This window comes from Pseudomonas sp. ITEM 17296 (assembly GCF_028895205.1).
In the GTDB taxonomy this organism is placed as follows: Bacteria; Pseudomonadota; Gammaproteobacteria; order Pseudomonadales; family Pseudomonadaceae; genus Aquipseudomonas; species Aquipseudomonas kermanshahensis.
Window position 1 is genome coordinate 192,883 of record NZ_WJRS01000001.1, and the last position, 12,951, is coordinate 205,833.

At 63.7% G+C, this 12,951-nt stretch carries 14 protein-coding genes and 2 pseudogenes; 3 read left to right on the forward strand and 13 right to left on the reverse strand.

All coding sequences use genetic code 11. The annotated features are described in order from the left end of the window. Positions 1-36: 36 nt before the first annotated feature. From GIB19_RS00795 to GIB19_RS00805, 3 genes are all read left to right on the forward strand, one after another. On the forward strand, positions 37-834 hold the full coding sequence (locus GIB19_RS00795) for a transporter substrate-binding domain-containing protein (RefSeq protein ID WP_027592405.1): 798 nt from the start codon (positions 37-39) through the stop codon (positions 832-834). Between the two features lie 78 nt (positions 835-912). Then, positions 913-1,875, forward strand: coding sequence for an amino acid ABC transporter permease (locus tag GIB19_RS00800; protein ID WP_027592406.1), 963 nt, complete (start codon positions 913-915; stop codon positions 1,873-1,875). Next, complete coding sequence (locus GIB19_RS00805) at positions 1,868-2,602, forward strand: amino acid ABC transporter ATP-binding protein (RefSeq protein WP_027592407.1); 735 nt, start codon at positions 1,868-1,870, stop codon at positions 2,600-2,602. The genes GIB19_RS00800 and GIB19_RS00805 overlap by 8 nt, the downstream gene beginning before the upstream one ends. 129 nt (positions 2,603-2,731) lie before the next feature. Here the strand turns inward: GIB19_RS00805 and GIB19_RS28300 are convergent, their stop codons facing one another. The 13 genes and pseudogenes from GIB19_RS28300 to ubiE all read right to left on the reverse strand — a co-directional run bounded on the left by GIB19_RS28300 (position 2,732) and on the right by ubiE (position 12,928). Further along, on the reverse strand, positions 2,732-3,625 hold the full coding sequence (locus tag GIB19_RS28300; protein ID WP_371097099.1) for a methyl-accepting chemotaxis protein: 894 nt from the start codon (positions 3,623-3,625) through the stop codon (positions 2,732-2,734). A gap of 9 nt (positions 3,626-3,634) precedes the next feature. Then, positions 3,635-4,675, reverse strand: a pseudogene (locus tag GIB19_RS28305) (methyl-accepting chemotaxis protein); the annotation flags it as partial. 245 nt (positions 4,676-4,920) lie between these two features. Continuing rightward, complete coding sequence (locus GIB19_RS28310) at positions 4,921-5,793, reverse strand: methyl-accepting chemotaxis protein (RefSeq protein WP_446731368.1); 873 nt, start codon at positions 5,791-5,793, stop codon at positions 4,921-4,923. Continuing rightward, positions 5,776-6,891: pseudogene (locus tag GIB19_RS28315) on the reverse strand (methyl-accepting chemotaxis protein); the annotation flags it as partial. The gene GIB19_RS28310 and the pseudogene GIB19_RS28315, both read right to left, overlap by 18 nt. Positions 6,892-6,939: 48 nt before the next feature. Continuing rightward, positions 6,940-7,647 (reverse strand): 16S rRNA (uracil(1498)-N(3))-methyltransferase, encoded by a 708-nt coding sequence (locus GIB19_RS00820; protein ID WP_274882847.1) that lies wholly within the window; start codon positions 7,645-7,647, stop codon positions 6,940-6,942. After that, positions 7,644-8,432 (reverse strand): twin-arginine translocase subunit TatC, encoded by a 789-nt coding sequence (gene tatC, locus GIB19_RS00825; RefSeq protein ID WP_027592411.1) that lies wholly within the window; start codon positions 8,430-8,432, stop codon positions 7,644-7,646. The genes GIB19_RS00820 and tatC overlap by 4 nt, the downstream gene beginning before the upstream one ends. Next, the gene (gene tatB, locus GIB19_RS00830) at positions 8,429-8,815 is read right to left on the reverse strand and encodes a Sec-independent protein translocase protein TatB (RefSeq protein ID WP_027592412.1); all 387 of its coding nucleotides are present in this window, start codon (positions 8,813-8,815) and stop codon (positions 8,429-8,431) included. The genes tatC and tatB overlap by 4 nt, the downstream gene beginning before the upstream one ends. A gap of 3 nt (positions 8,816-8,818) precedes the next feature. Continuing rightward, on the reverse strand, positions 8,819-9,091 hold the full coding sequence (locus tag GIB19_RS00835) for a twin-arginine translocase TatA/TatE family subunit (RefSeq protein WP_099430648.1): 273 nt from the start codon (positions 9,089-9,091) through the stop codon (positions 8,819-8,821). Between the two features lie 25 nt (positions 9,092-9,116). Continuing rightward, positions 9,117-9,452 (reverse strand): phosphoribosyl-ATP diphosphatase, encoded by a 336-nt coding sequence (locus GIB19_RS00840; RefSeq protein WP_274882851.1) that lies wholly within the window; start codon positions 9,450-9,452, stop codon positions 9,117-9,119. A 1-nt stretch (position 9,453) separates the two neighbouring features. Beyond that, a complete protein-coding gene (gene hisI, locus GIB19_RS00845) occupies positions 9,454-9,846 on the reverse strand; it encodes a phosphoribosyl-AMP cyclohydrolase (protein WP_027592414.1) in 393 nt (130 codons plus the stop codon). 72 nt (positions 9,847-9,918) lie between these two features. Beyond that, complete coding sequence (ubiB, locus tag GIB19_RS00850) at positions 9,919-11,538, reverse strand: ubiquinone biosynthesis regulatory protein kinase UbiB (RefSeq protein WP_099430646.1); 1,620 nt, start codon at positions 11,536-11,538, stop codon at positions 9,919-9,921. After that, complete coding sequence (locus GIB19_RS00855) at positions 11,535-12,158, reverse strand: ubiquinone biosynthesis accessory factor UbiJ (protein ID WP_274882862.1); 624 nt, start codon at positions 12,156-12,158, stop codon at positions 11,535-11,537. The genes ubiB and GIB19_RS00855 overlap by 4 nt, the downstream gene beginning before the upstream one ends. Then, positions 12,158-12,928: a bifunctional demethylmenaquinone methyltransferase/2-methoxy-6-polyprenyl-1,4-benzoquinol methylase UbiE gene (ubiE, locus tag GIB19_RS00860; RefSeq protein WP_274882863.1), complete on the reverse strand. Its 771-nt coding sequence runs from the start codon at positions 12,926-12,928 to the stop codon at positions 12,158-12,160. Before ubiE ends, GIB19_RS00855 begins: the two co-directional genes overlap by 1 nt. Positions 12,929-12,951 lie beyond the last annotated feature (23 nt).

Below are 12,951 nucleotides of genomic sequence, written 5' to 3' on the forward strand. Positions count from 1 at the left end.
GATTTGCTTCTTTTCTTGCTAGGGGACTTGGTGATGATCAAGAAATACCTTTCGCGACTGCTGGTCGGTGTCACCGCCCTGGTCGCGGTCTCGGCAGCCCAGGCTGGCGCCATCGAAGACGCGGTCAAGCGCGGCACCCTGAAAGTGGGCATGGACCCTACCTACATGCCGTTCCAGATGACCAACAAGCGTGGCGAGATCATCGGCTTCGAAGTCGATATCCTCAAGGCCATGGCCAAGTCCATGGGCGTCAAGCTGGAGACGGTCTCCACCGCCTATGACGGCATCATCCCAGCCCTGCTGACCAACAAGTTCGACATGATCGGCAGCGGCATGACCCTGACCCAGGAACGCAACCTGCGCCTGAACTTCAGCGAACCCTTCATCGTGGTCGGCCAGACCCTGCTGATCCGCAAGGAGCTGGCAGGCGAGATCAAGACCTACAAAGACCTGAACAACGAGAAGTACCGCATCACCTCCAAGCTCGGCACCACCGGCGAGATGGTTTCCAAGAAGCTGATCGGCAAAGCCAAGTACCACGGCTATGACAACGAGCAGGAAGCGGTGATGGACGTGGTCAACGGCAAGGCCGATGCCTTCGTCTACGATGCGCCGTACAACGTGGTGGCGGTGGAAAAGGCCGGCGCTGGCAAGCTGCTGTTCCTCGAAGAACCCTTCACCTACGAGCCACTGGCGTTCGGCCTGAAAAAGGGCGATTACGACAGCATCAACTTCATCAACAACTTCCTGCACCAGATCAAGCATGACGGGACCTACGATCGTATCCACGACAAGTGGTTCAAGAACAAGGACTGGCTGAAGGAAATGGAATAAGGCCCAGGCCACAAGCCCAGCCTTTGACCCCAACGCGCAGGCAAACCCTGCGCGTTCGCATTTACGGAAGTACCCCACGTGATCAAACACAAAAAAGCCCAGTGGCCCTGGCACGCGCTGACCGCGCTGGTGTTGGTGGGCCTGGCGGTCAGCCTGTACCTGGCCACCTCGATGATGTCTTACGAGTGGCGCTGGAACCGCGTCCCGCAGTACTTTGCCTACCAGGCCGAAGAAGCCCAGCGCGCGGCCGGCTACGGCACCGTGCAGGACATCGTCGTTTCCGGTGACACTGCCCGCGTAACGCTGAAAGAAGAAGGGGGCGCCGAGCAGGTGCTCGACGTCGACAGCAACAGCCTGCTGCTGAGCCGTGGCGATGATGTTGCTGAGGGCGACCAGATCGGCGTAACCCGCCACTGGGCGGCAGGCCCGTTGGCGTGGGGCCTGTGGACCACGTTGTGGCTGTCGGTGGTGTCCGGTGCCCTGGGCCTGGTGATCGGCCTGTTCGCGGGCCTGTGCCGGCTGTCGAACAACCCGACCCTGCGTGACCTGTCGACCGTTTACGTCGAACTGGTGCGCGGCACACCGCTGCTGGTACAGATCTTCATCTTCTACTTCTTCATCGGCACTGTGCTCAACCTGTCCCGCGAGTTCGCCGGGGTGGCTGCGCTGGCGCTGTTCACCGGCGCCTATGTCGCCGAGATTGTGCGTGCCGGCGTGCAGTCCATTGCCCGCGGCCAGAACGAGGCGGCCCGTTCGCTGGGCTTGAACGCCAGCCAGTCGATGCGCCACGTGATCCTGCCCCAGGCCTTCAAGCGTGTGCTGCCGCCCTTGGCTGGCCAGTTCATCAGCCTGGTCAAGGACACCTCGCTGGTGTCGGTAATTGCCATTACCGAACTGACCAAGAGCGGCCGCGAGGCCATCACCACCTCGTTCTCGACGTTCGAGATCTGGTTCTGCGTGGCAGGCTTGTACCTGCTGATCAACCTGCCGCTGTCGCATTTGGCCAGCCGGCTCGAGCGGAGGCTTGCGCAAAGTGATTGAAGTCCGTGATCTGGTAAAAGTCTTCGACACCCGCGGCCACGTCGTGCGTGCGGTGGACAACGTCACCACGCGCGTGGCCAAGGCCGAAGTGGTGGTGGTGCTTGGCCCATCGGGGTCGGGCAAGTCGACCTTCCTGCGCTGCCTCAACGGCCTGGAGCATTTCGACGAAGGCGTTGTCGCCATCGACGGCTTGCAACTGGCCGACCCGAAGACCGACATCAACGCCTACCGCCGCGAAGTCGGCATGGTGTTCCAGCATTTCAACCTGTTCCCGCACATGACCGTGCTGGAAAACCTGTGCCTGGCGCAAAAAGTCGTGCGCAAGCGCGGCAAGGCCGAGCGCGAGGCCAAGGCCCGTGCGCTGCTGGAAAAAGTGGGTATTTCGCAGAAAGCCAACGAGTACCCGTCGCGCCTCTCTGGCGGCCAGCAGCAGCGGGTGGCGATCGCCCGCGCCCTGGCGATGGAGCCGAAGGTGATGCTGTTCGACGAGCCTACCTCGGCGCTCGACCCGGAAATGGTCGGTGAAGTGCTGGACGTGATGAAGACCCTGGCCCAGGAAGGCATGACCATGGTTTGCGTGACCCACGAAATGGGCTTTGCCCGCGAAGTGGCGGACCGGGTGCTGTTCTTCGATCACGGCAAATTGCTGGAAGATGCCTCGCCGGCGCAGTTCTTCGATGCACCGAAGGACCCGCGGGCGCAGGCGTTTCTGCGTCAGGTACTGTAACGACAGCCCTGTAGGAGCAGCCTTGTGCTGCGAAGAGGCCGGTAAGCGCTGCGAAGATCACGGGTAGTCTACCGGCCTCTTCGCAGCACAAGGCTGCTCCTACAGGGAGGCGCATGAACACAAGCAGTATTAAAGGCTGAACCGCCCCACCATCCCCCGCAACTGCCGCCCCAACTGCTCCAGCTCCCCGCTCGACGCCGCCGTCTGTTCGCTGGCCGCGCTGGTCTGGTCCGACACATCGCGCACATTCAGCACACTGCGGTTGATCTGTTCGGCCACCACGCTTTGCTCTTCACTGGCCGTGGCAATCTGCTGGTTCATGCCCTGAATACTCGACACCGTGTCGGTGATCTGCCCCAGCGCATGCCCGGCCTTGCGGCTCAGCTCCACGCTCTGCTCGGTCAGGCTCTTGCTGCTGTCCAGTAATCGGTTCACTTCGTCAGTACCGCTGTGCAGGCTGTCGATCAGCTGCCCAATCTCTTCGGTTGCCGTAGAGGTACGCTGGGCCAAACCCCGCACCTCATCGGCCACCACGGCAAAGCCACGCCCGGCTTCACCAGCCCGTGCCGCTTCGATCGCCGCGTTCAAGGCAAGCAGGTTGGTCTGTTCGGACACCGACTTGATCACATCGAGGATGCTGCCAATGCGTTGGCTCTCGCCCGCCAGGTGCTGCATGGCCGCCAGGCAATGGTCCATCTGCCCGGCCAGTTGCTCGATGCGGCCGATGGCTTCGGCCACCACCTGATCGCCCATCTGCGCCTGCTGGTCGGCGTTGGTCGCGGCCATGGAGGCCTGCTCGGCATTTTGCGCGACTTCCTGCACGGTCGCGCTCATCTGGTTCATGGCGGTGGCGACCTGGTCGGTTTCTTCGCGTTGCTGGCTGATGCGCAGCTTGGTGTCTTCGCTGCTGGCCGCCAGCTGTGAGGCCGCCTGCGACAGGTGGCCGACGCCCTGGTCGATGCCGCCGATCAGCTCGCGCAGGCTCACGGTCATGTCGCGCATGCTGGACTGCAACTGGCCCATCTCATCGCGGCGCAGCACCGGCTCGACCTGGCTCAGGTCACCCTTGGCGATACGGGCGGCCAAGGTCAGCGTCTGGCGCAGCGGTTGGGTGATCTGCAAGGTGATCAGCCAGGCGGCGAGCACGCCGACCAGCAGCGCCAGTACGGCCACGCTGGTCAGCAACGAGCGGGCGGCCAGGGCTTCGCTGTCGCGTTGTTCGACTTTGCGCTCGCCCAGCTCCACGCTGACGGCGCTGAGTTCATCGCCCATCTTTTCCATGTTGCCTTGCAACTGCTCGACCCGTATGGCGACGCTGCGGTACTGGTCCAGGCTGGCGCGGTAGTTGGCCAGTTCGGTGCCGGGTTGTTCGGTCAATGTGCGCGACAGGCCCAAGGGCGCAAGGTCCTTGAGCAACTGCCCCAGGCTGCTGTCGGCGGCATTCAAGGCAGCATCACCGACCTTGGCGAAGTCTTCGACGGGCGAGAAGGTATACGCCGGCACCAGGCTCTGCTGGTTGGCAACGTCGACGTGACGGCTAAGGGTGTCCATCAGGCCCAATAGGCCGCTTTGCCGGCTATCGTCGGGCATCTTCAGCAAAGCCTGGGTCTGCAGCTCATCGATGACGTCGTTGAGTTTCTGTTCCTGTGCCTGCATCGCATCGCGCCGCGCTTGGCGTTGGCCGACCCGGCGTTGCAGTTCAGCGAAGTCGTCGCGCACACGCTGCAGCAGCTGCAGTTTCTGGGTGAGCATCTGGCGTGAGTCATCGACGTTGCTGCGCTGCTGCAGGGTAGTCAGCATGCCTTCCAGCTGATCGAGGATGCGCACGATACGCGACTTGCTGGCGTCATCACTGAGCACGCGGTAGGTGATGCGCTCTGCGCGAAGGTCTTTGACCAGGTCGTTGATCAGGCCGATTTCGCTGAGTTGCTCCGAACGGCTGATGGCGCCATCCAGCGCGCGCCAACCGCTGAGGGTGGTGGCCAGGGTAAGCAGCAAGACCACGGCGAAGCCGAGGGCGAGCTTGGCGCCGACACCGATGTTGCCGAGCCTGCGGTTAAGGTAACCGAGCATGGTGATTCTCCGTCCATTTGAGAGAGGTCGTGCGGGCACAATGCCGGCATGACACTCCTGCCCATCGGCAGCGGAGGTGTAGGACTTGACCTGAAAATCAGGTAGGAAATTTCGCTGTAACTGGTAGGAAGGCTCTGCCTGTGCCGGCCTCTTCGCGGGTGAACCCGCTCCCACAGGGGTAGCGCTTTACCTGTAGGAGCGGGTTTACCCGCGAAGAGGCCAGCACACGCGCCGAAAATCGCTGATCAGAGCCGGAACCGTCCGACCAACCCCTGGAGGTGCGTACCCAACCGCGCCAACTCGACACTGGAACTGGCCGTCTCTTCACTGGCCGCCGACGTCTGGTCAGAGATGTCCCGCACATTCATCACGCTGCGGTTGATCTCCTCGGCCACAGCGGTTTGTTCCTCAGCCGCCGTGGCAATTTGCTGGTTCATCGCCTGGATCGACGACACGGTACGGGTGATGGTCTCCAGCGAGCCGCCCGCGCGGCGGGTCAGCTCAACGCTGCTGTCGGTCAGCTGGCGGCTGTTGTCCATCACGCTGGCCACGCGCTGGGTGCCGCTTTGCAGGCCGGCAATCAACTCTTCGATTTCTTCGGTCGACTGCTGCGTGCGCTGGGCCAGGCTGCGCACTTCGTCGGCCACTACGGCAAAGCCCCGCCCGGCTTCACCTGCGCGTGCCGCTTCGATTGCCGCGTTAAGGGCCAGCAGGTTGGTTTGCTGGGCCACCGACTTGATCACATCGAGGACGCTGCCGATCTTGTCGCTCTCAGCCTTGAGCTGGTTCATCGCTTCGCTGGAGTTGGCCACTTCGCAGGCCAGGCGTTCGATCTGCGCCACCGCTTCGCCCACCACCCGGTCGCCCTCGCGGGCCTGCTGGTCGGCCATCAGGGCCGCTTCCGAGGCCTGCTCGGCGCTACGCGCCACCTCGTGCACGGTGGCGGTCATTTGGTTCATGGCCGTCGCCACCTGGTCGGTCTCGACCTTCTGGTTGTTGACCCCGGCGCTGGTCTGCTCGGTTACCGCCGACAGCTCTTCGGCAGCGCTGGCGATCTGCGTGACGCCGTCGCCGATGCCGCCGATCAGTTCGCGCAAGCCTTGGGTCATGCGGTGCATGCTGGCCTGCAGTTGGCCCAGCTCGTCGCGGCGCTGCACCTGCAGGTCTTGGCTCAGGTCGCCATTGGCCACGCGCTCGGCAGCACTCAGGGTCTGGCGCAGCGGGATGATGATCTGCCGGGTGATCGCCCAGGCCGCCAGCAGGCCCAGGGCCAAGGCCAAGGCGGTGGCGGCGGCGAGCAGGGTTTTGGCCTGGGTAGCGCTAGCGTCGCGCACTGCGGTTTGCGACGTGGTCATCGCCTGGCTGGCTTGCAGCAACACCGTGCCTTGGTCGGCCATGTGTTGCAGCGCTTGCTCGCTGGCCGTCTGCGCGTTGCTGAACTGGTTGACCGCATCACGGTAGCCGGCCATGGCGGTAGCGGCGTTGTCGAGGCTGGCGGCATGCTCTGCCGGCACCTTGGCGGGCAGTGCCTTGAGTTCGGCCAGGGCTGCGTCGATGGCCTTCAGTGCGGTCTGCTGGAACTCGGCGTTGCCGCTGTAGGTGTAACCGCGGACCTGGAAGCGCGCCTGTTGCAGCAGCGCGCTTACCTCCACCGCATGCTGGTATTGGGCGATATCGCCCCCCTTCAGCAGGCCCTGCTGCACGCGGCCGACCAGCTCGACGGCCTTGTCGGCACTGTCGCCGAGCACACTGCGGCTGGCCTCGCGGCGCTGGCCGGCCTGCTTCAGGTCGTTGAACGCTTGTTGGTAGATGCGCACCGCCTCGCGTTGTTGTTCGAGGTGCTGACGGTCGGCAGGGTGGTCGATCTGGCCCAGCATCAACGTCACCTGGCGATCGAGGTTGACCAGGGCCTTTTCCAGCTCGGCGACAGCGGCGTCATCGCGGTTGCGCTGGTAATGCTGGCGCGCGATGCGCAGTTCCTGGGTGTACTGCTGGATCACCGAAATATTGCCCAGCTTGTCACCGCGGTCGATGACGCTGTCCAGGCCGTGCCAGCCGGTCAGGGTAATGGCCAGGGTCAGGAGCAATACCAGGCCAAAGCCCAGCCCTAGCTTGCGATTGACGCTTACGTTCCCCAGCGAGTGGGCTAACCATCGGTACATGTTCGACTCTCCGGTAACTTGGCAGCACGGATAATTATTGTGTTGCCAAGGCATCGGCCTGGGAGAGAGAAACTTGATGGGGGGAAAAGACTGACTGATGCGTCAGAAAATGCGCGACAGCAGCGCGGTAACGGCAGTCTCCACGCGCAGGATGCGTTCGCCCAGTTGCACCGGTGCCAGGCCAGCCTTGCCCAGCAGCTCGACCTCGTAGGGGATCCAGCCGCCCTCGGGGCCAATGGCCAAGGTCACCGTTTGTTCGACGGCGCGCGGGCAGGCGGGGTAGGGGCCCGGGTGGCCCACCAGGCCCAGCGTGCCTTCGGCAATGGCGGGCAGGCGGTCTTCGACGAAGGGCTTGAAGCGCTTCTCGATGATCACCTCGGGCAGCACGGTGTCGCGTGCCTGCTCCAGGCCCAGGATGAGGTTTTCACGAATGCTGTCGGGGTTCAGAAATGGCGTTTGCCAGAAGCTCTTCTCGACCTTGTAGCTGTTCACCAGGATCAGGCGCGGTACACCCAGCGTGGCGATGGTCTGGAACAGCCGGCGCAGCATTTTTGGCCGCGGCACGGCCAGCACCAGGGTCAGCGGCAGCTTGGCGGGCGGTGGCTGGTCGAAGCCGACGTGCAGTTCTGCCTCATGGCCTTCCAGGCGCACCACGGTGGCGCGGCCCATCAAACCGTTGACCTCGCCGACGCGCAGGCTATCGCCCACCGCGACCTTGTGGATCTCCTGCATGTGGGTGAAACGCCGGTCGGCCAGCACCACGCGGTCGGCCGCGATGAAATCGGCTTCTTCGAGTAGCAGCAGGTTCACGGTTGCGTCGCTGGCGGCTGGTCGTTGTGGTCGTTGGCCGCTTCATCGTGCGCACCGCGCTTGCGGATCAGGCTGCCACACAGCACGCCGACCTCGAACAACAGCCACATGGGCACGGCCAGCAGGGTCTGCGAGAAGATGTCTGGCGGGGTCAGGACCATGCCGACCACGAAGCAGCCGATGATCACGTAGGGGCGGACCTTCTTCAGGTACTTCACGTCGACCACGCCGATCCACACCAGCAGCACCACGGCGACCGGGATCTCGAAGGCGACGCCAAAGGCGAAGAACAGGGTCATGACGAAGTCGAGGTAGCTGGCGATGTCGGTCATCATCGACACACCCTCGGGCGTGGCGCTGGCGAAGAAGCCGAAAATCAGCGGGAACACCAGGAAATAGGCGAAGGCCATGCCGGCGTAGAACAGGAAGATGCTCGACACCAGCAGCGGTATGGCGATGCGTTTTTCGTGGCGATACAGCCCAGGTGCGATAAAGCCCCAGATCTGCTGAAGGATGAACGGGATCGCCAGGAACAGCGAAACGATCATGGTCAGCTTGAACGGCGTGAGGAACGGCGAGGCCACGTCGGTGGCGATCATCGTTGCATTGGCCGGCAGGTGGTCGCGCAGCGGCGCGGACACCAAGGTGTAGATCTGCTGGGCGAAAGAGAACAACCCGGCAAAGATCAGGAAGATGACGGCGACACAGCGCAACAGGCGGGTGCGCAGTTCAGTCAGGTGCGAGACCAGCGGCATGGGCTGGTCGTGTTCCGGATTTTCGCTCATGGGGCTCGCGGCGGTTGTGGCGGTTCAGAGGGGGCGGCCGGCGCTGTTGGGGCGGCCGGCGTAGCGTCTGGCGTGGCTTCGAGCCCAGCAGGCGGCTGCACCGTGGCCGTGGTGACAGGGGGCTGCACCGGTGGCGTCTGCGGGTTGAGGATGCGCCGGGCTTGCTCTTCCATTTGCAGGATGTGCTCGTTGTGCAGCTGGCGACGGATATCGTCGGCACCGATCTCGCGCTCGACTTCCATCTTGATGCTGTTGAAGCTGCGCTTGAGGCGGCCGATCCACAGCCCTGCCGTGCGCGCGGCGCCGGGCAGGCGCTCGGGGCCGAGCACCAGCAAGGCGACGAGGCCTACTAGCAGCAACTCACTGAAACTGATGCCGAACATGGGTCAGTCTTTCCGCTGCGGCTCTTGGACCGGCTGGGCCTGGCCTTCGATGGTGTGGCCCTGAGGCTGTTGTGCAGTGTTCTGCACCGGTGGCACAGGCTGGGCAGGCGGCGGGGTCTGCTCGGCCGGCTTGTTTTCTTCGTCGTTCATGGCCTTGCGGAAGCCTTTGATCGACTCGCCGAGGTCGCTGCCGAGGTTTTTCAGCTTCTTGGTGCCGAACACCAAAACGACGACGACCAGCAGGACAATCCAATGTTTCCAGTCAAAGATACCCATGTTGCTCTCCTAGAATTCTATACAGTCAGACGGAAGGTTGACGCGCAGCCTTCTCGTCATGCCCGGAAAGCCCGAAACGGCGCTCCAGTTCATCGAGCACGGCCTGTGGGTGTTGCCCCAACGCGCTGAGCATGACCAAGCTATGAAACCACAGGTCGGCGGTTTCATAGATGACATCGCTGTAATCCTTGCTGACAGCGGCGTCCTTGGCGGCGATGATCGTTTCGATAGACTCTTCGCCGAGCTTTTCGAGGATCTTGTTCAAGCCCTTGTGATGCAGGCTTGCCACGTAGGAGCTGTCGGGTGCCGCGTGCTTGCGTTGTTCCAGCACTTCGGCCAGGCGGTTGAGGGTGTCGCTCATGTCAGTGTCCTGCGCTATAAATGGCGTCCGGGTCCTTCAGGACCGGGTCGACGGTTTTCCACTGGCCGTCTTCGAAGACGCGGTAGAAGCAGCTTTCGCGGCCGGTATGGCAGGCGATATGGCCCAGTTGCTCGACCATCAGGATGATCACGTCGGCATCACAGTCCAGGCGCATTTCGTGCAGTTTTTGCACATGGCCAGATTCCTCGCCCTTGCGCCACAGCTTGCCACGCGAGCGCGACCAGTAGATGGCGCGTTGCTCGGCGGCGGTCAGGGCCAGGGACTCGCGGTTCATCCAGGCCATCATCAGCACGCGTCCGGTCTTGTGGTCCTGGGCAATGGCCGGTACCAGGCCATCGCTGTTCCACTTGATCTCGTCCAGCCAGTCTTTCATCGTCCACTCCAAAACGGGCCCGCTCCTGTGCCAGGCCCTTTGCGCTAGTGTGCCAGCCAGCGGGCCGGCTGGCTATTGGCGCACGATCAGGTAAAGGCCGGCGGCCAGCATCAGCCAGGCTGGCCAAGCGGCTGGGGCGGCCAGGCTGGCGGCCTCGGCGGCGCCGGCGGCCAGCACCGCGCCACCACCCAGCAAGCCGGCGCCCAGCAGGCGCAGCGCCCAGCGGTCACCTTGGCGGCGGCGCTCGGGCATCTGCGGGTCGTGCAGGTGCGGTTGCGACAGGCGTTCGAGCAGGTCGCGGGTCATGCCGGCCAGGTGCGGCAGCTGCTCGGCCTGGCTGTATAGGTTGCCGACCATGGCCTTGGGGCTGTAGCGCTCGCGCATCCAGCGCTCCAGGAACGGCTTGGCGGTGCTCCACAGGTCCAGGTCCGGGTAGAGCTGACGGCCCAGGCCTTCGATGTTGAGCAAGGTCTTCTGCAGCAGCACCAGCTGAGGCTGGACTTCCATGTTGAAGCGCCGGGCAGTCTGGAACAGGCGCATCAGCACCTGGCCGAAGGAAATATCTTTCAACGGTTTTTCGAAGATCGGCTCGCACACCGTACGGATCGCCGCCTCGAATTCGTTGACCTTGGTGTGCGCCGGCACCCAACCCGAATCGATGTGCAGTTGCGCAACGCGGCGGTAGTCACGCTTGAAGAAGGCAAACAGGTTGCGCGCCAGGTAGTCCTGGTCTTCCGACGTGAGGCTGCCGACGATGCCGCAGTCGATGGCGATGTACTGCGGGCTCCACGGCTTGACCGTGCTGACGAAGATGTTGCCGGGGTGCATGTCGGCATGGAAGAAGCTGTCGCGGAACACCTGGGTGAAGAACACCTCCACACCGCGTTCGGCCAGCAGCTTCATGTCGGTGCGTTGGTCAGCCAGGGTCGCCATGTCGGTGACCGGCACGCCGTAGATACGCTCCATCACTAGCACCTTGGGCCGGCACAGGTCCCAGTACACCTGGGGCACGTACATCAGCTCGGAGCCTTCGAAGTTGCGCCGCAGCTGGCTGGCGTTGGCCGCCTCGCGAAGCAGGTCGAGTTCGTCGTAGATGGTCTTTTCGTAGTCGTTGACCACCTCCACCGGGTGCAGGCGGCGGGCGTCGGCAGACACCCGCTCGGCGCCCTTGGCGATCAGGAACAACCAGGCCAGGTCTTGAGCGATGACCGGCTTGAGGCCCGGGCGGACCACTTTGACCACGACTTCTTCGCCGCTTTTCAGGCGGGCGGCGTGTACCTGGGCCACCGAGGCCGAGGCCAGTGGCTCGACGTCGAAACGGCTGAACACCTCGCCAACCTTGGCGCCGAGCTGTTCTTCGATCAACGCCACGGCCTGTTTCGGGTCGAACGGCGGCACGCGGTCTTGCAGCCCCATCAGTTCGTCGGCGATGTCGGTGGGCAGCAGGTCGCGGCGGGTGGACAGCAGTTGACCGAACTTGATGAAAATCGGCCCCAGGTCCTGCAGCGCCAGGCGCAGGCGCGCACCGCGGCTGAGCGCGGAGGGCTTGCGCGGCAGCCAGCGCCAAGGCATCAGCAGGCGCAGGCTCATCAGCCACCAGGGCAGGGGCAGGTCGAACAACAGGTCATCGAGACGGTAGCGGATCACCACACGCTGGATGCGAAAGAGACGGCGGACGGCGAGCAGCTTCATGCGTTATCGCTGGTATCAAGGGATCGGGAGAGGCGCTGCAGGCGCGCCTCGAGGCGTTCTATATCCACCTTCAGGGCATCGAGCTCGCTGAAGGCGGCTTCGGCTTCGCGTTTGCCCACCAGGGTGCGCGACTCTTCGGCCAGGTACTCGGAGAGGTTTTGGCTGAAGCGCGTCAGGCCTTGGCGGGTCCAGCGCGCGCGCAGGCGAATGTGGCCGGCCAGCAACGCCGTGGCCACCGGGCCGAGCCAGCGCTGCAGCTCGTGCTCCCAGTCCAGTTCGAGGTCTTGCAACACGCCGAACAGGTCGAGCAACACAGCGCTGTCGCCATGCAGTTCGACCTGCGGGCTGTGCAGCACGGCGGTCTTGTCCTTGGCCAGGGCCAGTTGCGCCAGGCTGCCGGCAGGGGCGCGCAGGCTGCAGTCGACCTCGCCCTCCCAGTGCGCGGCCAGCATCAGGCCGTCTTCATCGGGCAGGATGAACACCTGCAGGGCCGGCTGACGGCAATCGATCTCGATGACCTTGCCTTCGAGCGCGGCCAGCCGCGGCAGCGCCGTGCTGTCCATGCGCAGGACGCGGTTCAGGCCATGTTCGACGCTGGCGAGCAGCCCGGCCAGCAGCATCAGGGCTTGATTCCCCGGTGCACGGCGACGATACCGCTGGTCATGTTGTGGTAGGTGACGCGGTCGAAGCCGGCGTCGACCATCATGGCCTTGAGGGTTTCCTGGTCGGGGTGCATGCGGATCGATTCGGCCAGGTAGCGGTAGCTTTCCGAGTCGTTGGTGATCAGCTTGCCGGCCAGTGGCATGAAGGCGAACGAGTAGGCGTCATAGGCCTTGGACATCAGCTTGTTGGTCGGCTTGGAGAATTCCAGGATCAACAGGCGGCCGCCGGGCTTGAGCACGCGCAGCATCGAGCGAATGGCTTCGTCTTTGTGGGTGACGTTGCGCAGGCCGAAGGCGATGGTCACGCAGTCGAAGTGGTTGTCCGGGAACGGCAGCTTCTCGGCGTCGGCCTGGACGAACTCGATGTTGCCGGCCACGCCACGGTCGAGCAGGCGGTCACGGCCGACCTTGAGCATCGAATCGTTGATGTCGGCGAGCACTACCTGCCCGGTCGGGCCTACAAGGCGCGAGAACTTGGCGGCCAGGTCCCCGGTACCGCCGGCGATGTCCAGCACGCGGTTGCCGCTGCGCACGCCCGACAGCTCGATGGTGAAGCGCTTCCACAGGCGGTGCATGCCGCCGGAAAGTACGTCGTTCATCAGGTCGTACTTGGCGGCCACGGAGTGGAACACCTCGGCGACTTTCTTCGCTTTCTGGCTCTCCGGTACGTCCGTGTAGCCAAAATGGGTGGTGGGTTCGGCGTGTTCGCCTTTGCGCTGGTCGTTCATATCGCTTCACCGGAAAAAATTAC

Excerpts from the sequence above, each read along its gene's own strand:
- GIB19_RS28300 (WP_371097099.1), bottom strand. The coding sequence starts at position 3,625 with ATGGGCCAGTTGCAGTCCAGCATGCGCGACATGACCGTGAGCCTGCGC.
- GIB19_RS28310 (WP_446731368.1), bottom strand. The coding sequence starts at position 5,793 with ATGCACCGCATGACCCAAGGCTTGCGCGAACTGATCGGCGGCATCGGC.
- tatC (WP_027592411.1), bottom strand. The coding sequence starts at position 8,432 with ATGAGCGAAAATCCGGAACACGACCAGCCCATGCCGCTGGTCTCGCAC.
- tatB (WP_027592412.1), bottom strand. The coding sequence starts at position 8,815 with ATGTTCGGCATCAGTTTCAGTGAGTTGCTGCTAGTAGGCCTCGTCGCC.
- GIB19_RS00835 (WP_099430648.1), bottom strand. The coding sequence starts at position 9,091 with ATGGGTATCTTTGACTGGAAACATTGGATTGTCCTGCTGGTCGTCGTC.
- GIB19_RS00840 (WP_274882851.1), bottom strand. The coding sequence starts at position 9,452 with ATGAGCGACACCCTCAACCGCCTGGCCGAAGTGCTGGAACAACGCAAG.
- hisI (WP_027592414.1), bottom strand. The coding sequence starts at position 9,846 with ATGAAAGACTGGCTGGACGAGATCAAGTGGAACAGCGATGGCCTGGTA.
- ubiB (WP_099430646.1), bottom strand. The coding sequence starts at position 11,538 with ATGAAGCTGCTCGCCGTCCGCCGTCTCTTTCGCATCCAGCGTGTGGTG.
- GIB19_RS00855 (WP_274882862.1), bottom strand. The coding sequence starts at position 12,158 with ATGCTGCTGGCCGGGCTGCTCGCCAGCGTCGAACATGGCCTGAACCGC.
- ubiE (WP_274882863.1), bottom strand. The coding sequence starts at position 12,928 with ATGAACGACCAGCGCAAAGGCGAACACGCCGAACCCACCACCCATTTT.